General features: G+C 46.7%; 20 protein-coding genes. 15 read left to right on the forward strand and 5 right to left on the reverse strand.

From position 1 onward, the window contains the following. The first annotated feature begins 17 nt into the window (after positions 1-17). The 11 genes from ectA to rplY all read left to right on the forward strand — a co-directional run bounded on the left by ectA (position 18) and on the right by rplY (position 13,774). Positions 18-539: a diaminobutyrate acetyltransferase gene (ectA, locus tag J3U76_RS03130; protein ID WP_208004322.1), complete on the forward strand. Its 522-nt coding sequence runs from the start codon at positions 18-20 to the stop codon at positions 537-539. A 60-nt stretch (positions 540-599) separates the two neighbouring features. Next, the gene (gene ectB, locus J3U76_RS03135; protein ID WP_208004324.1) at positions 600-1,874 is read left to right on the forward strand and encodes a diaminobutyrate--2-oxoglutarate transaminase; all 1,275 of its coding nucleotides are present in this window, start codon (positions 600-602) and stop codon (positions 1,872-1,874) included. A gap of 104 nt (positions 1,875-1,978) precedes the next feature. After that, positions 1,979-2,374, forward strand: a complete 396-nt coding sequence (locus J3U76_RS03140) for an ectoine synthase (protein WP_208004327.1) — start codon at positions 1,979-1,981, stop codon at positions 2,372-2,374. 134 nt (positions 2,375-2,508) lie between these two features. Then, positions 2,509-3,951, forward strand: coding sequence for an aspartate kinase (locus tag J3U76_RS03145; RefSeq protein ID WP_341534294.1), 1,443 nt, complete (start codon positions 2,509-2,511; stop codon positions 3,949-3,951). Between the two features lie 183 nt (positions 3,952-4,134). Continuing rightward, positions 4,135-4,416 (forward strand): peptidylprolyl isomerase PpiC, encoded by a 282-nt coding sequence (gene ppiC / locus J3U76_RS03150; protein ID WP_208004329.1) that lies wholly within the window; start codon positions 4,135-4,137, stop codon positions 4,414-4,416. A 52-nt stretch (positions 4,417-4,468) separates the two neighbouring features. Further along, positions 4,469-6,091 (forward strand): DUF2813 domain-containing protein, encoded by a 1,623-nt coding sequence (locus J3U76_RS03155; RefSeq protein ID WP_208004331.1) that lies wholly within the window; start codon positions 4,469-4,471, stop codon positions 6,089-6,091. A gap of 71 nt (positions 6,092-6,162) precedes the next feature. Continuing rightward, the gene (locus J3U76_RS03160) at positions 6,163-6,903 is read left to right on the forward strand and encodes a hypothetical protein (RefSeq protein WP_208004332.1); all 741 of its coding nucleotides are present in this window, start codon (positions 6,163-6,165) and stop codon (positions 6,901-6,903) included. Between the two features lie 92 nt (positions 6,904-6,995). Beyond that, on the forward strand, positions 6,996-8,135 hold the full coding sequence (locus tag J3U76_RS03165) for an MFS transporter (protein ID WP_208004334.1): 1,140 nt from the start codon (positions 6,996-6,998) through the stop codon (positions 8,133-8,135). A 156-nt stretch (positions 8,136-8,291) separates the two neighbouring features. Further along, positions 8,292-8,765 carry an outer membrane lipoprotein gene (locus tag J3U76_RS03170; RefSeq protein ID WP_208004335.1) on the forward strand — a complete coding sequence of 158 codons (474 nt, stop codon included), beginning with the start codon at positions 8,292-8,294 and terminating at the stop codon, positions 8,763-8,765. A 744-nt stretch (positions 8,766-9,509) separates the two neighbouring features. After that, the gene (hrpA, locus tag J3U76_RS03175) at positions 9,510-13,385 is read left to right on the forward strand and encodes an ATP-dependent RNA helicase HrpA (protein WP_208004553.1); all 3,876 of its coding nucleotides are present in this window, start codon (positions 9,510-9,512) and stop codon (positions 13,383-13,385) included. A 101-nt stretch (positions 13,386-13,486) separates the two neighbouring features. Then, positions 13,487-13,774, forward strand: coding sequence for a 50S ribosomal protein L25 (gene rplY / locus J3U76_RS03180; protein WP_208004338.1), 288 nt, complete (start codon positions 13,487-13,489; stop codon positions 13,772-13,774). A 70-nt stretch (positions 13,775-13,844) separates the two neighbouring features. On the opposite strand, the gene J3U76_RS03185 is transcribed toward rplY, so the two are convergent. Further along, entirely contained in the window at positions 13,845-14,339 is a 495-nt protein-coding gene (locus J3U76_RS03185) for a LabA-like NYN domain-containing protein (RefSeq protein WP_208004339.1), read from the reverse strand. 4 nt (positions 14,340-14,343) lie between these two features. Next, complete coding sequence (locus J3U76_RS03190; protein ID WP_208004341.1) at positions 14,344-14,490, reverse strand: hypothetical protein; 147 nt, start codon at positions 14,488-14,490, stop codon at positions 14,344-14,346. Between J3U76_RS03190 and J3U76_RS03195 the strand changes: the two genes are divergently transcribed. The 3 genes from J3U76_RS03195 to J3U76_RS03205 all read left to right on the forward strand — a co-directional run bounded on the left by J3U76_RS03195 (position 14,489) and on the right by J3U76_RS03205 (position 16,974). Next, the gene (locus tag J3U76_RS03195) at positions 14,489-14,995 is read left to right on the forward strand and encodes a DUF3087 domain-containing protein (RefSeq protein ID WP_208004343.1); all 507 of its coding nucleotides are present in this window, start codon (positions 14,489-14,491) and stop codon (positions 14,993-14,995) included. The genes J3U76_RS03190 and J3U76_RS03195 overlap by 2 nt on opposite strands. A gap of 155 nt (positions 14,996-15,150) precedes the next feature. Next, positions 15,151-16,143 carry a hypothetical protein gene (locus J3U76_RS03200; protein ID WP_208004345.1) on the forward strand — a complete coding sequence of 331 codons (993 nt, stop codon included), beginning with the start codon at positions 15,151-15,153 and terminating at the stop codon, positions 16,141-16,143. Positions 16,144-16,155: 12 nt separating this feature from the next. After that, positions 16,156-16,974: a mechanosensitive ion channel family protein gene (locus tag J3U76_RS03205; protein ID WP_208004353.1), complete on the forward strand. Its 819-nt coding sequence runs from the start codon at positions 16,156-16,158 to the stop codon at positions 16,972-16,974. A gap of 64 nt (positions 16,975-17,038) precedes the next feature. Here J3U76_RS03205 and J3U76_RS03210 read toward each other — a convergent pair whose 3' ends face one another. Further along, positions 17,039-19,558: an EAL domain-containing protein gene (locus J3U76_RS03210; RefSeq protein ID WP_341534295.1), complete on the reverse strand. Its 2,520-nt coding sequence runs from the start codon at positions 19,556-19,558 to the stop codon at positions 17,039-17,041. A 111-nt stretch (positions 19,559-19,669) separates the two neighbouring features. After that, the gene (locus J3U76_RS03215; RefSeq protein WP_208004555.1) at positions 19,670-20,098 is read right to left on the reverse strand and encodes a YbjN domain-containing protein; all 429 of its coding nucleotides are present in this window, start codon (positions 20,096-20,098) and stop codon (positions 19,670-19,672) included. A gap of 230 nt (positions 20,099-20,328) precedes the next feature. On the opposite strand from J3U76_RS03215, the gene J3U76_RS03220 reads away from it, so the two are divergent. Next, positions 20,329-21,189 (forward strand): universal stress protein, encoded by an 861-nt coding sequence (locus tag J3U76_RS03220; RefSeq protein WP_208004355.1) that lies wholly within the window; start codon positions 20,329-20,331, stop codon positions 21,187-21,189. Positions 21,190-21,218: 29 nt separating this feature from the next. On the opposite strand, the gene cysQ is transcribed toward J3U76_RS03220, so the two are convergent. Beyond that, positions 21,219-22,031: a 3'(2'),5'-bisphosphate nucleotidase CysQ gene (gene cysQ / locus J3U76_RS03225; RefSeq protein WP_341534297.1), complete on the reverse strand. Its 813-nt coding sequence runs from the start codon at positions 22,029-22,031 to the stop codon at positions 21,219-21,221. Positions 22,032-22,039: the final 8 nt, after the last annotated feature.

The following is a 22,039-nucleotide window of genomic DNA, read 5'->3' on the forward strand; positions in this document are numbered from 1 at the left end:
TAAGGTTAGGACTATAAATGATTGATACAGATACTGACACTGCCGTAGAGCTACAGCTCTTGTTACGTCATCCTAAATCAACTGACGGTTATGGCATCAATCGTCTGATTGAACGTTGTAAGCCGCTTGATACCAACTCTACTTACTGCAACTTACTACAATGTTCGCATTTTGCAGATACCTGTGTAGTGGCTGAAAATGAAGATGATGGTTCATTACTGGGGTTTATCTCTGCCTACCGCAAACCTGCCGAGCCAAACACCTTGTTTGTCTGGCAAGTAGCCATAGATAAACGCGCACGTGGTGAAGGCTTGGCACGCACTTTATTAAACACTCTGCTAGATGCGGATGCGTGTGTGGGTGTTACTCACTTAGAAACCACTATAACAGCAGATAACGCAGCCTCTTGGGGGCTATTCGAAAGCCTCAATCGTAGCCAAGGAACAGGTAAAGGCGAGCGCCATATCTTGTTTGATCAGCAGCGCCACTTCAACGGCGACAGCAACAGCGAAATACTCTTTCGTATTGAACTCGGCTAATCCCCTCTAGCTGAATGCACCTATTTTTAGATTTAAACTCAAGACTTTAAAGGAGTCAAAATGAGTAATATTTTTGATGCAATGGAATCTTCGGTACAAACCTACGCTCGCTCTTTTCCTGTGACCTTTAATAAGGCACAAGGCGTGTGGCTGTATGATGATGCAGGAAATCGTTATTTAGACTTTTTAGCCGGTGCTGGTACGCTTAACTACGGCCATAACAACCCTGCTTTTAAAGAAGCATTAATTGAATACATTCAAGCCGATGGTATTGCCCACGGCCTAGATATGCACACCACTGCCAAAGCGGGTTTTTTAACTGCGCTACAGCAGTTTATTCTTAAGCCTCGTGATATGGACCATATTGCCCAGTTTACTGGTCCAACTGGGACTAACGCGGTAGAAGCTGCCATGAAGTTGGCACGTAAAGTCACAGGTCGTAATAATATTGTTACCTTTACTAATGGTTTCCACGGCGTGACCTTGGGTGCTTTAGCGGCCACAGGTAACCAACACCACAGAGGCGGTGCGGGTACATCTATGGCTGATATTAGCCGTTTACCTTACGACGGTTACCCAGGCTCTGGTGAAGACAGCTTGTTGTTGTTTGAAACCATGCTCAACGACAAGTCTAGTGGCTTAGATAAGCCTGCAGCTGTACTTTTTGAAATTGTACAGGGCGAGGGCGGTTTGAACGCCTCATCATTTGAGTGGCTACAACGTTTAGAGAAAATCTGTCGAGCCCACGATATCTTGATGATTGCTGATGATATTCAAGCAGGTTGTGGCCGTACCGGTACCTTCTTTAGTTTTGAGCCTGCGGGCATTAAACCAGACATTATTACCCTGTCTAAATCATTAAGCGGCATGGGCTTACCGTTTGCCGTTGTATTACTGCGTCCTGAGCTAGATAAGTGGAGCCCAGGTGAGCATAACGGTACTTTCCGTGGTAATAATCACGCCTTTGTCACGGCCCGTAAAGCATTAGAAACTTATTGGCAAGATGATGAGTTGGCTGCAGGCGTTCGTGCTAAAGGTGAGCTATTAACCCAGCGTATGCAAGCCATGGTTGACCGTTTCCCTAAACTGTTTACCAAGGTAAAAGGTCGCGGCATGATGCAAGGTATTGCTTGCCATAACGGCGAAATAGCCGATGTGATCACCGGTAAGTGTTTTGAACGCGGTCTTGTGATTGAAACAGCCGGCCCAGACGGTGAAGTAGTGAAGTGTTTATGCCCACTGATTATTACCGAAGCTGAACTTACCCAAGGTCTAGACTGGTTAGAAGAAGCCATTGTAGAAGCTGAAGAAGAGCGTGTTCGTAAAGCTTCTTAATGTTGTAGGTTAAAAAAGGGGTAATGCAAATTACCCCTTTTGCTAACAAAGTTCATTGGACTTGCTTAGGTGAGCCCAAAAAAGTATTAAACAAAGGATATTTCATGATAGTACGTACGCTTGCAGAATGTGAAAAAACAGACCGTTGTGTTAAATCTGAAACCGGTACTTGGGAAAGCACCCGTATGCTGTTGAAAGACGACAAAATGGGCTTCTCATTTCACATCACTACTATTTACGCTAAGAGTGAAACACACATTCATTATAAGAATCACCTTGAGTCTGTGTACTGCATGAGCGGTAATGGTGAAATTGAAGATTTGTCTGATGGCAAAATCTATCCCATTGAGCCAGGTACCTTGTATATTTTAGATAAGCACGACAACCACCTGCTGCGTGGTGGTAGTGAAGACATGAAGTTGGCTTGTGTATTTAACCCGCCATTAAGCGGTAAAGAAGTACACGATGCAGACGGCGTATACGCTGCAGACACAGAATAAAAGAATACTGTTACGGGGGCATGATGCCCCCGGCTACGAGCATTTTCACTGGGCAGGGCTGGTTAATGTCCCAGGCCCAATGAAAATGTGCGACTACAGTAATTAACTGTTTTACAAACATAAAGGGAATAAAAGTGCCACATACACATACAGTAGAGAAGATCGGCGGTACCTCCATGAGTGAGTACGAGGCGGTACGCGATCATGTAGTGTTACACGACCGCACTCCAGAACAATATTATCAACGTATTCTCGTGGTCTCGGCGTTTGGTGGGGTAACCGATGGTTTACTCGAATGTAAGCGTACCGGTGCACCAGGGGTTTATGCCACCTATGCAGACTCAGAAGATGACAGTGCTTGGGAGCAAACCCTAGATAATGTCTGCAATTACATGGCACAAATTAACGAAGACATGTTTGGCAAAACCCCCGAACGTGCATTAGCAGACTCTTTTTTACAAGACCGTATTGCCGGTATTCGTGATTGTTTACATCACCTGCGCCAGGTGTGTGCTTTTGGTCAGTTTCAGTTAGCCGAACAATTACAAACCATTCGTGAGCTATTAGCGGCCATGGGTGAAGCACACAGTGCACATAACATGGTGCTCTATTTACGCCAAAGTGGTGTGAATGCGGTGCTAATGGACTTAACGGGTTGGCGTACCGATGATGCCTTGCCACTTGATGATGTACTAAAGCAAGCATTAGACCATATTGACTTGTCGACACAACTGCCGGTTGTTACAGGCTACGCTCACTGCCAAGAGGGCTTAATGAGCCGCTTTGACCGTGGCTACAGTGAAATGACCTTTAGCCGCTTGGCAGTATTAAGTGGTGCTCGCGAAGCTATTATTCATAAAGAGTTCCACCTAAGCAGCGCCGATCCTCGCCTTGTGGGTAAAGACAAAGTGGTGCCTATTGGTCGTACCAACTATGATGTGACCGATCAGCTGTCTAACTTGGGTATGGAAGCGATTCACCCGCAAGCGGCCAAAGGCTTACGTCAACAAGGTATTCCGTTGCGGGTACGTAACACCTTTGAACCGGATCACGAAGGGACGTTAATCACCACTGATTACCGTAGTCCGTCTCCTTGTGTCGAAATGGTGGCGGGGCGTCGCAATATTTTTGCAGTTGAGCTCTTTGACCAAGACATGGTGGGTCGAGTGTCACACTATGCTGAGTGCTTTACCGATGAGTTAGACGGTATGCGTTTAAACTTGGTGTCAAAAGACATGAACGCCAACACGCTGACCTATTATATTTCGGGTAACCGTAAAGCGGTACGCACCTTAGTGGGCGCCTTGCAGCGTCGTTTTGAGCAAGCCGAAATTAATGCTCATAAGGTTTCTGTCGTATCAGCGGTAGGCAGTGATATGAGTATTCCAGGCTTATTGGCCCGCTCGGTGGCGGCCCTAAACAAAGCCAACGTTCCGGTACGAGCGGTGCACCAGTCGTTGCGTGCAGTAGAGATGCAATTTATTGTTGATGATCAGTACTATGAGCAAGCTGTAGTTTCATTGCACAATGAATTGGTACAAACGGATGCAGAAACCGTGGCCATGTCAGTTGCCTAAGAGCTTTAAGCTTTGATAAACGCCGCGTTTTCAAAGACCACAGCTTAATTGCCTAACAATCCCTTGCTAACTTATAGCAGGGGATTTTTTATACTCAGCGCTCAACTGCCGGTGCGCTTGCTTTCTTGTTGCCGTACTTTTTGGCACAATTACCGCTTACTTGATTAACGATGGACTCCATTTATGGCCAAGCGTGCCTGTGCCTTACATATACTCGTCAAAACCGAAGCCGAATGTTTGGCGCTAAAAAAACAACTGGCTGGGGGAGCTGATTTTCATAAGTTAGCGAAAAAGCATTCAACCTGCCCCTCGGGTAAACGCGGCGGTGACTTAGGCGAGTTTAAGAAAGGAGACATGGTGGGATCGGTGGATAAAGCCGTGTTCTCTGGCCCAGAGCTTACGATTCAAGGACCGGTGAAAAGTCGATTTGGTTACCACTTAATTAAAGTCTTGTATCGCAACTAGCCTATTTACGCTGGATATTTAACTGGGGGTCAACAGATCCTAGGGACGGTCGATGTTTCTTGAACATATTCAAATCCGTAACTTTATGGGTCTGAATCAGTTGTCGTTAACCCTGCACCAAAGTACGGCACTGATGGGGGAAAATGCTTGGGGAAAAACCAGCTTATTTCGTGCCTTATGGCGGTTAATGGGGCAAGGCGGCTGTTGTTATCAATTTATTGACGATGACTTTTATCGACCAGACTCCGATGAAGCTATTCATGATCTACAAATTGTACTCACCTACCGTGAACACAGGCCCGGCATCAGTGAGCACTCCGCTCGCTTAGCCCGCCTAGAGCCGGCATGGATAAAGCACAAAGATGGCTTTCACCGAGTGCATTATTGCGCCAGTGCCAAACGCACAGGGCAAAACATTATTAGCCATCATGGTTTTACTAATGCTGCTGGGGTGGAACTTGAGCTGGATAACGCCCAGCAGTTAGTGCATCAACTTATTGAAATGAACCCAGTGTTTCGCCTGCGAGATTCTCGCGGCACGCCGCAAGACCTTCCTATTGTTAACTTAAACGGGGACTATGAGCAGTTACTTACCCATTTAAGTGAACAGTTAGCGCAAGACGATGAGCTGCCTCAGCAAGATATTAAAGCCGGCCTTGATGCGGTGCGCCAATTACTCGAGCATTATTTTACCCCGCAAGGGGCAACCAGCCGAGCCCCAAGGCGAGCGCGAGATATTGCCATTCACCCCGTAACACTTAGCCAATTAGGAAAGCTCAACAATTGGCAGCCTAAAGGTGAAGAGAGTAATTTATCGTTAGCGCTGTCAACCGTGGCTCACACTATTTTGCAAGCCCGTGGAGGGCGGCCCATCGAAACCGGCGCACGGCCCTTACTGCTGATTGAAGACCCCGAAAGTCGCTTACACCCCACTATGCTAGCGGTGACTTGGGGGATATTAGACCGTTTTCCGGGACAGAAGCTGGTGACCACGAACTCAGGGGACTTGCTTTCGGCATTTCCACTGCATCACTTACGACGTTTAGTTCGTCTGTCAGATCAAACCAAGAGTTTTCGCATTGGTAATGAAAAATACAATGGCGAAGATATGCGCCGCATTGCCTTTCATGTGCGTATTAACCGGCCTATGTCATTATTTGCCCGTTATTGGCTGCTGGTGGAAGGAGAAACCGAGATTTGGCTGCTTAATGAGTTGGCGCGAATTTGTGGATATATACTGCCAGCAGAGGGCATTCGTATTATTGAGTTTGCGCAATGCGGCTATAGTCCATTAATTAAGGTTGCCCGAGATTTTGGTATTGGTTGGCACCTGCTTACCGACGGTGATGAGGCCGGACAAAAGTATGCACAGGGCGTGCGTAGTTTACTGCGAGGCGAGCGTGAAACCAACCATCTAACGGTATTGCCCCATATTGATATTGAGCGCTATTTATTTGATAACGGGCTCGAGTCAGTGTTTCGCCAAGAAGCACAAATTTTTGATAAACATACCCCCGCCAGTCGTATTATAGAGCGCGCCTTAAGTCGGCGTACTAAGCCTGGCATGGCATTAGCTGTCATTGAAGCCATAGAGCTACAAGGAGTAAAAACGGTTCCCAAAGAGCTGAGGCGCATGTTTGCCCGTATGGTTGCTAATGCCCGTCAACAAGGTTAGTTCATGCTTGTTGACGCTTGGTGTCCGCTAAGCGTTTTATTTTTAATTATTTATTTGTTGGAGAATCATCCATGACAGGATTTTTGGCGGCGCAACTGTTTGCGCCTTTGGCGCTGACGGCCACCACAGCACTAGGATTATTGATTTGGATATTACACAAAGGTGATTTATGCCCGGGTCAAAAACGGCGTATCAGTGATGGTTTAATGTCGGTATGGGCCGTTTTTGGCTTAGCCCTTATGCTATCGGTAGAAGCCAGCGCTCCTCCATTTATGTTATGGCTGGGGGGCGCAAGTTTAGTCGCAGGCTTGGCTGCGATCGTTTATCAAGCACGGTTACAAGGCAAGCGTAGCCTAGCGCTGAGCTGGCATTGGCCCGCCTTAGTGTTAGCGGTTATTTATGGGGTGTGTGTCTTGTTTAGAGTAGGGCCTGCTGCGGTGTTAATGGCTGGAGCCGGTGGCTGCGTCTTTGCCCATTTGATTATGGTGCGTGCCAAACACAGATTGCAGGCGTTTAATGTTTTATTACCTCTAGCGGGTATTGGCTGTTCGCTTGGTTTATTGGTGTATTTGTTGGTGCAAACCTTATGGCTACAAAGCGATGCGAGCGCGGTATTCAGTGCCGAGCCGCTGATCCCCCTGTTTGCTCAGGTATGCGCTGCCATTTTATTCGGGAGTATTATCTGGTTGCTACCTTTATTACGAAAACAACAGACTAAACCGCCAGTGGTTGCCGTTGCGGCCTTGTTAATCTTGGGCGGTTTAACCGTTGGGCGGGGCATTATCTGGCAATTGTCCGTTAACATTAGTTAAACAGCAAAAAAATTGCAGGCTAAGACAAATTTTTCTCGTTGTACTTCATTTTGTGTTCTTCTTAATATGCGCGCCTCAAATTCGGAGGCGTCATGCATTTACTACCCCTTTATCTTCATTTAACACTGCTTACCTTGGGTAATGCTTTTTTACTTACCTTGGTTGCTGTGTATTTGAATGCGCAGGGAACCTCAGCTGCTCAAATTGGTTTGGTGGGCTCTGCATTTTATTTGGGGATGTTTGGTGCCAGCTTTTTTGCCGATAAATTTATTCAGTCATTGGGGCACGTTCGCGCCCTGGTTTTGTGCTGTATTACCCTAGCCTTAGCTGCGGTGGCACTCACTTGGACCCACTTATTGCCTTTGTGGTTATTACTTAGAGTGATAGCAGGGGTTGCTGCCGCCATTGGTTTTGTAGCGGTAGAAAGTTGGGTGCTGGGTGTGGCGCCATTGCATCAGCGCTCTCGCTCTATGGCGCGCTATATGCTGGTCTATTATTTTAGTTCTGGTATTAGTCAGTTGTTTATTGACTGGATCCCTCTTTCAGGCTTACTGGGCTTTGGGCTGGCGGCCAGTTTATGCGTGCTATCGGTAGTTCCTTTATATTGGACTCAGCGCCCAGACTTAACGGATGACGATGCTATTAATGTCACTGTCAGCGCTAAGCCGCCTCGCTCTGAGCGAGCACTGGGTTTAGTCGGATGTTTGGTGGCCGGCATGCTATTAGGCGTATTAGCGGCACTGATGCCCATTCAACTACAACAGCTGGCGTTAAATGACGAAGTGGGGTTGTATATGGCATGGCTGGTACTTTGTGGTATGGCCTTTCAGTTACCTAATGGCGCCTTATCAGATAAGTTTGGTCAAAAAAATATGATGGCAGTACAAACCGTTATGATAGGTGTTGGCTGCTTATTATTATGGGAGTTTGACGACAAGCGCATATTGCTGCTGGCTTTAGCTTTGCTAGGGGCGGGAGGCTTTACCTTATATCCCACCACCATGGCTTATGCATGCGGTAAGCTTAATGGCCGGGCGTTAGTGAAAATGACGCAAAAACTGATGTTTTTTTATAGTTTAGGTTCACTAACAGGGCCCATGATGGCGGGCATGATGTTAGAGCGACAGCAGTCAGGGTTGTTTTTGTTTGTTATTTTACTCATGACCAGCTGGGGCTTATGGTTATTACTTATGCGTCTATTTAGTAATAAGCCGGTGGGCACGACTATATAAGGGCAGAGTGAGCCTCTTTTCACTAGCAAAGGTTGGCCGAGTGCCAGCCTTTGTTGATCTTAATAGCGCGCAGCTTAGCGTTGGCGGTCTACTGGCAATGGTTTATGTTAGTATCAAGGTAACAGATGACTCACACAGTATGTAAGAGGGTGAAATATGAAACTGAAAACACTATCAGCAGTAACTGTGGTGGCCGCACTTGGCTTAACAGCTTGTGCTAATCCAGATGTCTACTCCGGTGATGTATATGGCAGCGGGGCGGCTAAACAGGCACAAAGTGTAACCTATGCGACTGTCAGCTCAGTACGCCCTGTACTTATTCAGTCAGGAGATAAAAACCCGAATGCCATTGGTACCTTAGGCGGTGGTGCTGTGGGTGGTATCTTAGGCCATCAGGTTGGTGGTGGCTCAGGGCAAGCGTTAGCAACGGCGGTAGGGGCGATTGCCGGCTCTATGATTGGCTCAAGAGCCGAAGATAAAGTGAATCAAGTTAAGGCCGTTGAAATTGAAGTGCGTACCGATAACGGTGAAAACTTAGTGATAGTACAAAAAGCCGATCGTAACTGGCAACCAGGGCAAAGAGTACGCTTGGTAGGTTCAGGCAGAAATCTAAGCGTGACACCTTATTAATCATAAGTACTAATTAAGCATACCCAACAACAAAAAAGGCACCTTAGGTGCCTTTTTTGTTGTGAAACTGTGGTGATCTTCACTTACGATGTTTTATCATCGTTTTATTTTTACAGTCCTGTCTTCCCGGGCTCATTACATCTGTGCCAAGGAAGGGGCAGAAATGGCGACTAAGGTAGCGCCAACTGTAAAAATGACAGTAATAATTAACTCTTTCATTTTTATCCTTCCTCAACTGGTGATCTGTGGACTTAATATACCCATTTAAAGGTCTCTTTTCAACCTGTATTTGCTTTTTATTAAGGTTAGGGTCATTTTTTGATGTGTAATGCTTATTTTTTAACTCTAATCATTCGATACTAGAGTTTTTTAGCACTTTAATGTGTTGATGGTTATCTTTTTTTATATTTAAACTCTTTTAAAACAATGGTTTGCTTTGATTTTGTGTTGGTTGGCTAAGCTTAGTGTTAATCGTGACCTTGGTCGCATTTATTTTCAATTACTTGTTGTTTATTAGCGGTTTTATCGTACTTTGAACCCTTAGTCAGCTTTGTTGCGGTTTAAAGCGCCACTAAAATACTGTCGTGTGCTTTATTTTTTGAGTGGGGCAGCTAAATGCGATAAAAACAATAATACGTTCTGCTATATGGGCTGACGGTTACAGTAAGCCGCCTAGTGGATCCCCCCAAGAGCACATTTCTGATAAACTGTGTGCCAGTTTTTATCTATGAGGTGGGGTTGAGTTTGGCGCAGTCGGTTGAGCAATTGCAGACAAGGCTAAAAGAGTGCAGAGGGGCCGAACGTGGCCGCTTTCGCCGTCGCTTACAAGGTGTAGCAAAATTACCTGCTGCCAAGCAGCAAGCAGTACTGGAAAAAATTGCACTGCAAATCGCCATCTCTATGGCTGAGCGCAGTCGTCGTTATGGGCTGCTAGAAGCGCCCATTCATTATCCGCCGCAATTACCGGTGAGTGATAAGCGCGAGGTGATTAAAGCGGCGATTCGTGATCATCAAGTGGTGATTATTGCCGGCGAAACTGGCTCGGGTAAAACCACACAAATCCCCAAAATGTGTCTTGAGCTAGGCCTAGGGGTAGAGGGCACCATTGGTCATACTCAACCCAGACGATTGGCGGCACGCAGTGTGGCAGCCCGCTTAGCACAAGAGTTAGAGTGTGAACTGGGCGATCGCGTGGGTTATAAAATCCGCTTTAACGATAAAGTGAGTGACAGTACCCAAGTTAAACTGATGACAGATGGCATGCTACTGGCCGAAATTCAACAAGACCGCATGCTGCGCCAGTACGACACCATTATTATTGATGAAGCCCATGAACGCAGCCTGAATATTGACTTTACCATGGGTTACTTAAAGCAGTTATTGCCAAAACGCCCCGATCTTAAAATCATTATTACCTCAGCCACTATCGATCCTGAGCGTTTTTCTGAGCATTTTAATCAAGCGCCCATTATCACGGTATCGGGTCGGACGTATCCGGTAGAACTGCGCTATCGGCCTTTGGTGGATGATAACCGCGAGCGCGATCAACTACAGGGTATTTTTGATGCGGTTACCGAGCTAAGCCAAGCCGGCCCCGGTGATATTCTTATTTTTATGAATGGTGAGCGAGAAATTCGTGACACCGCCGATGCGCTCAATAAATTAGAGCTGCGCCATACCGAAGTGGTCCCTTTGTATTCACGGCTATCGAATGCCGAGCAGAACCGTATTTTTCAATCTCATACCGGGCGGCGTATTGTACTGGCCACCAATGTGGCAGAAACCTCACTTACCGTGCCGGGTATTCGGTATGTTATTGACCCAGGCACGGCTCGTATTAGCCGTTACTCTTATCGCACCAAGGTGCAGCGCTTGCCTATTGAGCCTATTTCTCAGGCCAGTGCCAATCAACGTATGGGGCGCTGTGGTCGAGTAGAGGCGGGTATTTGCATTCGCTTATACGGTGAAGACGACTTTTTAAATCGCCCCGAATTTACCGACCCTGAAATACTGCGCACTAACTTAGCCTCTGTTATTTTGCAGATGTTGTCATTAGGACTCGGTGATATCTCGGGCTTTCCGTTTGTAGAGGCGCCTGAGCGTAAGCACATTAGTGATGGTATTCGCCTACTCGAAGAGTTAGGTGCCGTGCTGGGCGAGCAGGGCAATTTGCGCTTAACACCCTTGGGGGCAGACTTGGCCCGTTTACCGGTCGATCCTCGGCTGGCGCGTATGGTGTTAGCAGCGCGCGATCATGGCTGTGTGACTGAAGTCATGGTGATTGTGGCTGCGTTAAGCATTCAAGACCCCAGAGAGCGCCCGCAAGATAAACAACAAGCAGCGGCAGAAATGCATCGGCGTTTTGCCGATAAAGACTCTGATTTTGTGGCCTACATTAATTTATGGAACCACCTTAAAGAGCAACAAGCGGCGCTAAGTGGTAACCAATTTCGCAAGCAATGTATCAGGGAGTATTTAAACTACCTTAGGGTGCGTGAGTGGCAAGATATTTACAGCCAGCTGCGCTTAGTGGTGCGCGAGTTGGGCTTTGCGTTGAATAGCGAGCCGGCAGGTTACAATAGCCTGCACCAAGCATTACTGAGCGGCATGTTAAGCCAAGTGGGGCTGCGCGACGGTGATAAAAAAGACATAATGGGGGCGCGTAATGCCCGCTTTGTGCTGGTTCCGGGCTCATCCTTGGCTAAAAAGCCTCCGCGCTGGGTGATGGTGGCAGAGCTGACTGAAACGCACCGTTTATATGGCCGAACCGCCGCGCGTATTGAGCAAGACTGGATAGAAAGAGCCGCAGGGCACCTGCTTAAATCCAATTACAGCGAGCCCTATTGGTCAAAGCGCCAAGGGGCGGTAATGGGCTATTTAAGCCAAAGCTTATTTGGTTTGCCGGTTGTGGTGCGCCGACGAGTGAATTATAGCGAGGTGGACCCTAAGCTCTGCCGCGAGCTTTTTATTCGTCAAGCGTTAGTCGAAGGCGAGCTCAATACGCGCCATGACTTTTTTCATCATAACCGAGCCTTGCTCGATCAAGCAGAAACACTGGAGCATAAATCTCGTCGCCGTGACTTAGTGATTGACGATGAAACCTTATTTGGCTTTTATGATGAGCGCCTGCCAGCACAGATTGTTTCGGTGCGCCATTTTGATAAATGGTGGAAAAAAGCGCACAAAGTCGCGCCAGAACAGCTGCACTTTAGTGAAGACATGCTGCTTAATGACAAGGCAGACAAGGTTAGTGCACAAGATTACCCCGACACCTGGCAGCATGATGGACTTAACCTAGCGCTAGACTATCAGTTTGAACCCGGCCTTGAAGAAGACGGGGTTACGGTACAAATCCCCTTACCGCTGCTTAACCAAGTCACAGCCGCGCCTTTTGTGTGGCAAGTGCCGGGATTGCGCCGAGAGTTAATTGTAAGCTTAATTAAATCTTTGCCTAAACCTATGCGCAAACATTTTGTGCCCGCCCCCAACTTTGCCGATGCCGTATTAGCAGCAGTCACCCCGTTTGCAGGGGACTTGCTTGATCAGGTAGAAAAACACTTACGTCGTATGACGGGGGTAACCGTTCCCAGAGAAGAGTGGAATTGGCAGGCATTAGCGCCGCACTTACTGATGCGCTTTTGTGTGCTAGATGCGAAAGGCGAGACACTGGCCGCCGGACGAGACTTAGAAGCCATTAAGCTGTCGCTACAAGGTCAAGTGCAAACCGCGCTCACCGAAGTGGTTGATGATGACAGATTTGAGCAAGACAATTTACAAGCGTTTCCTGAGCGTACTATTCCTAAAACCTATGCCGCCAAACGCGCAGGCTTTGAAGTGAAAGCTTATCCGGCGCTGCTTGATAATAAAACCAGTGTGGCGCTTACTTTGTGCGAAGATGAGCTTAGCCAGCAGCAAACCATGTGGCAAGGGCAGCGGCGTTTGTTGTTATTACAGCTGCCATCACCCATTAAGTATTTACACGAAAAGCTGCCCAATAAAGCCAAACTTGGGCTGTATTTTAACCCTTACGGTAAAGTACTAGATTTAGTGGATGATTGCATTCAAGCTGGCATAGAGGCCTTAATGCGCCAATATGGTGCGCCCGCTTGGTCGCCCGCTGAATTTGAGCAGCTAAAAGAACAGGTAGCGGGGGAGCTAAATCAAACCGTGGCAGCCATTGCCTTGCAGGTTGAAACCGTGTTGAGCCAAGCCCATGATGTAAAAAAACGGCTCAAAGGCAAAATTGATTTATCGCAAGCCATGGCGATGACGGATATTAAGGCGCAACTCGATGGCTTGATCTTTCGCGGCTTTGTTACGGCCACGGGGAGTGAAAAGTTAGCCGATGTGGGGCGTTATTTAGAGGCCTTATCGCGACGTTTAGAAAAACTGCCCGTTGATCCGCAGCGCGACAGGGCACAATTGATAAAAGTACAGCAGGTACAAACGGCCTATCAACAACTGTTGAATAAGCAGCCCAAAGGTAAGCCACTATCAAAAGAGGTGGCAGAGATCCGTTGGATGATAGAAGAATTACGGGTCTCGTACTTTGCGCAGACCTTAGGCACGGCTTATCCGATATCTGATAAACGTATCTTGCAACAAATACGTGCCTTATGACTTTATCTTGTTGTAATCTGGATTGCGTGTTATTATCCGCGCGATTTTTACAGGCAGCTGCCGGTCGCAGCAGGTGCCACTAACCTTATAGAGAGAAAATTATGTCATTTGTTTTTGAAGCAGAAGTTCGTTCTGACCTGGGGAAAGGTGCGAGCCGCCGCCTGCGTCATGAAGACAAAGTACCTGCCATTGTTTATGGTGCAGGCCAAGAGCCAGTAGCTGTTGCTCTGGATCACAAAAAAGCCATCATCGCGCAAGTTGAAGATGCTTTTTACAGCGAAGTGCTGACTCTGGTTATTGATGGCAAAGAAGTAAAGGTAAAAGTACAAGATGTACAACGCCACCCGTTCAAGCCTAAGCTGACCCACCTGGACTTCATTCGCGCTTAATTGCGAATAAAAGACAGAGAAAAAGCCGCCCACCTTGGGCGGCTTTTTTGTTGCCGTTTTCAATTAGCGATTACAGCAAAAGAGCGTCATCAATGGCGATAAACTGATCTGCGGCCTCCATCAGGGCTTTGGCCGTGAGGGCAGGCACGCCGTATACTTCGACTCGCTTAGCGTAATGCTGGCGCAGTTTATCGATTAAGATCGCAAAGTCACCATCGCCAGAGACTAATACCAAGGTATCGGCGATAGCCGCACACTCCAGCATGTCTATGGTGATCCCAACATCCCAGTCTCCTTTGGCTGTACCATCGCTACGTTGAATAAAGGGTTTGAGTTTTACCTCAAAACCAATTGCGCGCAATATATGTTGAAACTGGCGTTGCTTTTCGTCTTGCCGATCGATGGCGTAAGCGTAGGCGGCCACCACTGTACGTTGGGCGCTAACCTTAGCCCAAAAAGCGTTATAGTCAAAGTTACGGTTATGGGTTTGTCGACAGGTGTAGTACATATTTTGCACATCAACAAAGATGGCGACGCGCTCTTTTGCTGCGGGTTGTTGAGTCATAAATTTAAGCACCCTCAGTGAGTAAGAGCTGGGGGAGCTGAGTGTGCTGGCCATGTTTAACTCGAATACCGGCTATCTGCTCGGTCTCGTCATGGTGGCGAAAGCGGGTTTCGGTTACAATACGCATCATTTTATTTATAAAGTCTCTCATGAAATTAATCGCCGTAGATAAAGAACGTTATCGCAAGCATTTTAACCGCCTCTTATTCGGCTGTGCTGTGTGTTTAGCCGTGTGCAGTTTAGTGATTTCTTATACCTTGATTGCCTTGTTTCCTGACCCCAGTGGCAGCCATTTTCATTGGAATGCCATTGGGGTATTGATCAGTGCGGCTTTAGTTGGCGGCGCTTTATACCACTATCGCCACCACGAATATTTAACTGAAGTGTACTACGTATGGCGGCTAAAACAGTCATTAAATAAAATCACCCGTAAAATGCGCAAAGTAGAAGCCGCCGCTAAACAAGGCAACCCAGATGCCATGCTGATATTGCAATACAGTTATTCGGGCTCACGTTTATTATGGAAGCTAGACGATAACACCCTGATTATGGATGAATTAGCCGTTAAGCAAACTGAGCTAAATAACTTAGCAGAAAAATACAATATCACCCTAGATGTTGATAACTACGATGAGCAGTTATTGGCAAAAATATAAAGACCACTATCTATACTCAACCTTAGCCCCACACTATTTATGTTCAGTGGGGCTTTTTTGTATGTAAAACCCATCTACAATCAAATTAGGGTACCTAAGTAACGCGTTAATCTTGAGAAAAAGAGGCTACCATTTTATTTGATTAAGGAAGCATAATGACCGACGCTCATCACTGGCAACTGATTCTTGCACAAGACTATGACTGCCCATCACCACCAACGCTCACGTGGTTTCAACAACTTTGGCGGAAAATACTGCGTATTTTTGGTCAAGATGGTGCAGAAAAAATAGAAAATACTGCTAATGAGGAACTGGCTGGCCATCAAAGTTTTGATCGTACAGCGGCTGTTGGTGCTATGACGGATTATTTAGCTGACTGGGTGCTAGACGCAAAATCTGAAGTCGCTTTTTTGCTTGATCCTCCCTTTAGTGGAACGGCGGCTATTGCTCGAGACTGGACTTGGCAACAAGGATGGGCGCTGGTGACTCCACCCTCGATGGCGCAAATACGAGATGTTGACCTTGATGGGTGGTGGCAGCAACAAAACTTGCATCATAGTGCTTGGCTGATTGATGACTTGGCGCGCTTTTTATTACGCAGTAGTGATGGGTTGCGTTTTATTCGAGTGCTACTGCCGAGATTGCTACAAGGTGATTTTGGTCAAGGGCTAGTTGTCTGTGATAGCTGGACTTTTGCATTTTTACGCCGCACTTGGCCACTTACTCTACCCAGAGTTTATTGTTTTCCCCCAGCGAGTGCAGAGTTATTACGATCGCTAGGAGCTAAAGGCGGTAACCGGCAGCTTGGACGGGTCGTGGGCGAGGCAAGAGGAAATGTGGGCGTCGCATTATCTTTATGGTCATGCAAAGTAAACCAAGAACAACAACCTCCTACTCTGCCGTCGCAAGCTGATGATAAAACAGGCTTTATCTTATATGCATTGCTTGTACATCGCGGTTTAACCGGTGAGCGAATTCAAGATGTGCTATCAACCATGGCCGCTGATGAGCTTAATGTACAGTTATTACGCTTAGCGCAGTTTGGCATTGTGGAGTCGGATGGCGAATATTGGCGTTTAAGTGTACGCGGTTATTTAATTTCTCGGGAATTTCTGGCCGAGCGCGATTATTTATTGGATGACTTTTAACGGGCGGTGCGCATGGACCCTAAACGTTTTATTGGCTTATTTAGAGATATTACGACCGATATTATACTCGAAGCCATGCTAGTGGTGGTGGTCGCCATTCTCTTTATTTGGTTAACTCAGCGCATATTACCTTGGCTTGCTAGTCACTTGCATAGCCAGCGTCGATTGTTTGTGCTGGCTCTTATCCCGACTATTCGTGTGCTTGTGATAGCGGGCGCTATACTTTGGATCGTCCCATTATTTATTGAATTAACCGTACAAAATACCATTGCGATATTAAGTGTGACCGGCTTGGCGATAGGGTTTGCGCTAAAAGATTATGTCAGTAGTTTACTGGCTGGTGTCGTGGCTGCATACGAAATGCCCTATCGACCGGGTGATTGGATTGAGGTCGACGGTCATTATGGCGAAGTTAAACATATTGGTATACGAGTGGTTGAAATTGTCACACCGCAAGATACGGTGATTTATGTTCCGCATCAAACAATATGGACGGGGCTGATTCAAAATGCCAATAATGGCGGTGCCAGCTTAATGTGTGTAGTTAACTTTTATCTTAGCCCAGATCATAACGCGAATGAAGTGCGTCAGGTATTAGAAGACGTGGCATTATCTAGCCCCTATTTAAAACTAAGCCAACCTGTAGTGGTGCTATTAGAAGAGCAGCCTTGGGGCACACATTATCGTATCAAAGCTTATCCGATGGATCCCAGACAACAGTTTCAGTTTATGTCTGACTTAACTGCGCGAGGCAAAGATAGCCTGCGCAAAATGCCTGTCAGTTTTGCCCGTATCCCTGCAGAGCAGTCGATGGATGTTAGCCGCTTTTAAGCACGGTTATTGTTATCTAAGGACTAACAAGCGCACGTTTTGGCTCATATAAAGAGTATGGCTTTTATTTTTGGCTTAAATACAAGGCTGTAAACTCTTCTGCTGAAACAGGGCGGCCGGTTAAATACCCTTGAATTAAATCAACCTGATAATGGCGTAAGGCTTCAAGTTGTGCTTGAGTTTCTACGCCCTCGGCTACCACTGTCAGTTTAAGACCTTTTGCCATACCGGTGATCGCCGCAAGAATGGCTTCGCTGCCGGCATTTTCATTCAGTTGTTGAATAAAAGAACGATCAACTTTAAGGGTAGTAAGGGGGAGCTGATGTAAATAACTGAGAGAAGAGTAGCCGGTACCAAAATCATCCATGGCTATATTGCAACCAAACTCACGCAATGCGGTGAGTACTTTAATGGCGGGTTGTTGTTTGTCGAGTAAGATGCTTTCGGTTAGCTCAAAGCTTAACAAGCCTGTTGGTAATTGAAAGGTGTCATACAAAGCACGAACCTGTGTAATTAAGTCGTGCTGCCAAAATTGTTGGGCTGATAAGTTTACCGCAACCGGTACCGGAGATAGCCCCGCATCTAGCCAATGACGCAGCTGCGCGGCAACCATGGTCATTAACCGCTTGCTTAAGGATAATATCAGCCCCGAGCGTTCAGCCAGCGCAATAAAGTCAACCGGAGACACTTGACCAAAGTCAGGGTGCTGCCAGCGTGCCAAGGCTTCCATGCTCACTAATTGTTGAGGCGAGTCACTGGAAAAGAGTGGCTGATAATGCAGACTCAGTCCCTCATTACTATCAATAGCATTGCGTAAAGCCGTTTCCATCGCAAGCCAACGATGCTCGTGAGCATCTAAGTGAGTGCTGTATAAGCGATAGGTGTTACGTCCTTCTTGCTTTGCGCGATACATAGCGGCATCCGCTTGGTGCAATAATTGCTCTGTATTAGTAGCGTCGTCAGGATACAAGCTGATTCCCATGCTACAGCCAATGCGAAAATGCTGATTTTTGAGCTGAAAGGGGGCACCAATGGCATCAATTAATCTTCTCGCCACCCGAGTGACTTCATCAGTGTCAGTTATACTCGGTAAAATGGCAATAAACTCATCGCCGCCTAAGCGCGCTAATGTATCGTCTTCTTGTAATCGTGCGGCCATTCTACGAGCAACATCGAGTAATAGATCGTCTCCTGCAGCATGACCTAGGCTATCATTCACCTGTTTAAAATGGTCGAGATCGATAAACAACACCGCAAACCGTTCTTTATGGCGATGCGCATGCTTTATCGCTTGTTCAAGCCGGTCTTCGAGCAAGCGCCGATTAGGCAGTTGAGTGAGGGCGTCGTAGTAGGCAAGCTTGCGGATCCGATCTTCATTTTCTCGAATATGAGTAATATCGGTAAACAAGGCGGCAAAGTGAGTGATATCGCCATTATCATGGTAAATAGTGGTAATGGTTAATAATTCTAAATAAAGCTGACCATTTTTATGCCGATTCCAAATTTCTCCTCGCCAATAACCCTTATCGTGTAAGGCTCTCCACATCTTTTCATAAAAAACGTTATCGTGTCTGCCTGAGGATAATAAGCTGGGCTTTTGTCCTAATGCTTCTTCAGCGGTATAGCCGGTGGTGTGAGTGAAAGCTGGGTTGATAAAAGTGATTTCACTGTTCGCATTAGTGATCATTACGCCTTCTAATGAGGCCTCAATCACCCGTTCTGCTAGGTGCAAGTTCAACCGAGAGTGCAGCATAGTATTGTCACGTTCAGCCAGTGCATGGTGAAGTTCAATACTGTATCGCTGTTCTGCGCCATCCAATATATTTTGAAATCCTAATAACCCCACAATGTGCTGACTGTCTTTGTCTTTCACTGCTAAATGACGCAATCGCTTATCAATCAGTATATCCCTAGCACGCAATAAAGAATCGTTTGGATTTATAGTCAACAAAGGGCGGCTGGCCAGCTTACTAAGCGGAGTATCCCCTGGGTGACATGCCACAAAGCGCACCATATCTCGCTCGGTAATCATACCAAGTTCACCGCCGCCACAACTGACAATAGCCGCATCTTGCTGTTGTTCGAGCATAAACAAGGCCGTTTGTCCTAATGTTAACGACCCAGGCAATAACAAGGGATCTTTGTCCATGGTGTCTTTGACGATACGCAAGCTTAAGTACATTTCTAGCCCTTGTTTGAGGGCGACGTCGGTTTGCGAAATAATGCCTTGCGGGTGGCCTGCATCATCAGTCACTAAAAAGTGACGGCGCTGCTCTTGATTAAAGCGCTGGGCAACGTCAGTGATAGACGTTGCCATATTCACGCTGCTCACCGGGCTACTCATTACCTGACTAATGGGAGTATATGATGAGTTAGGATCATTAAAGTTAAAGCGCAAACTATCGTGTTCTGTCCAAATGCCAACCGCAACGCCGTTTTTGATAACCAGTACAGAGCTGCATTGGCGTGCTGCCATGCGCTCTGCAGCTTCGTATAGCGGGGTATTGGGTGAGCAAGTAAGCAGACCTTTATGCATTAAGCGCTCAACTGGCATATCGAAGGAAGTCGAATCGAGGTAATTCACGTTAACTATCTACCTACATTTTAATCAGGTTTGGCCTCTACTTTAGCATATTGCGCTACCTCAACCGAAGAGTGCGGTCAATTAATCATACGTTTTATTTGAGGTACAGCCCTAATGTACGGCTGTAGAAGGTCTATCAGGTTCGTCTTCATTCATTAAAAAACCCAGCTCAGCGACTTCCAACAATAACTGTTGAGTGGCCATTAAGGCATGCTGCACTATCCACAAAAATTGGGCTTGATCGATACCGGCTTTGGTATGTAAATAATCTGCCACAATTAAACGCGGCATATTATCATCTAATACGTCGACAAATATCTTAAGGCTGGGGTAGTTCATATTTAAACGCGTTAAGTCAGCCATAAGCGTCAGTAACGCTGTCGGTCTAATTTCTATTTCACTAGTAAGAATCGCGCCTTCATGCTCAACAAACAGCCGACTTTCCAATATACCATCTAGCGCCTGTAACTCAGAAAAGTGGATGCCATGGCAGTGTTCACATACATAGTGTTCGATATAGCCGGCATTGAGCCAACGCATGGCCGTTTCTGCTGTTAACACTCAAACTCCCTAATAATCAGTAACGGGCTTTAAAGGTGGTCAGTGTAAACTAAAGGGAGAGTGAGGAGAATAAAAAGCGTAGCAATAGCCTACTGCTACGCCGATGCACGCCCTTGTTGCTGGAGTAATTTGCTTTTATCAACAAAAACAGGAATGCTCGTCTAATGACGTAAAGAAATGATGTCTCTGACTGAATAAGGAAAACGGACTTGAAAACGCTACTTGTTGCTATCGATTTAGAACCCGGCTCGTTGCGAGTTGTTAATAGGGCGGCTGAGCTGGCAGAACAGCTAAAAGCCAAGTTACATATTGTTCATGTAGTAGATGATGCGCTGACCTTGTATGAACCTATGGTGGAAATTTCGGTGCGCCATCGATTGCAACAAGCAGCAGAGCGGGCATTACAAGAGTTTTTTGAGCAATTGCCCCCTAGCGTACAGGCCCACACACGCTGTCATGTGGTGCTGGGTAAGCCCCATCAAGCCTTGAGTCGACAGGTAAACCAATTTAATGCCGATATTCTTATTGTTGGGCGCCACCATATAGAGCCGCTACGGGATTTATTTGTCGGCACCACAGCAGAGCGTTTACTACGCCATTGTGATATTCCATTATTAATGGTGAGCGTCGACTCAGTGCAAACCTATCAACATATATTAGCGGCCACAGACTTTTCACGCAGCTCACATCATGCCTTGCAGGCCAGTCTAGCTTTAGCGCCGCGCGCAGATATTCGACTGGTGCATGTTTGTGATCCTCCTTTTAGTGGTTTTGTGCGTTATGACCAACAAGATCTGGACGCCATGTTAGCGCAAAAGCATGAGCGCTTACGCCAAGAAGTAAATACCGAAATGGCGCACTTTTTGGCAGACGATGACCATAGTCGTATTCTCACCGATATTTTAATGGGCGATGTTGAAGAATGTCTCACCCTAGCGGTAGAGCAGCAGCGTCCCCAGTTACTGGTATTAGGTACTCATGGTCGACAGGGCATCAGTCGCCTACTCATTGGCAGTGTGGCCACTCGCTTTTTAAGCACGCTTCCCTGCGATGTATTAGTTGCACGCTAGCAAAAGACGGAGAGCATTGTCTGATGTACTTACTGGTTTAAAAATAAGCTTGGCCAGTCTTGTTGGTGATGGCCTAACACCAAAAAGTGAGGGTTCAGTAATTGGCCGGTGTTACTGTAATCTAAAGGCTTCCCATTCAGTTGTATTACCGAGCCGCCAGCTTGCTCTACCACACAATGAGCCGCTGCCGTATCCCATAAAGAGGTTGGGCCCAAACGAGGATAAACATCAGCGCTGCCTTCGGCGACTAGACACAACTTAAGTGAACTGCCCATGGCCACTAGCTCATGGTTGCCTAATTGTTCTAATAAACGAGGCATGGCATCGCCGGCATGAGAACGGCTACCTACCACACGCCAAGGCTGTTCTGGAGTGTGTGTGGCAACGTTAAGAACGCTAACTTCTCCTTGATCATCTACTTTTTGTGCGCCCAAGCCCCGAGCTGCGGTATAACAAAGTGCTAATGCGGGAGCATAAACGACTCCTAATACCGGCTTGCCATGTTCTACTAAGGCAATATTGACGGTGAACTCACCGTTGCGCTTAATAAACTCTTTGGTGCCATCAAGGGGATCAATTAACCAATATCGACCTTGAGTGTCGGCGCCGGCAAAAGCGGCGGTATCTTCTTCAGATAATACGGGTAACAAGGGTGTTAATTGTTTTAACTGTTGATCAATTAACCGGTGAGCCGCCGCATCTGCTTCAGTAAGCGGTGAGCTATCGGCTTTTTCTGTCACACTAAATGGCCGACTGTATATTTCCATAATAAGCGCACCGGCTTCGCGTGCAATGTTGGCAACATCCGCCACCAAGCGAGTCGTTAAATATTGTTTATGCACACCGAACT

The organism is Oceanisphaera pacifica, from assembly GCF_017498065.1.
GTDB lineage: Bacteria > Pseudomonadota > Gammaproteobacteria > Enterobacterales > Aeromonadaceae > Oceanimonas > Oceanimonas pacifica.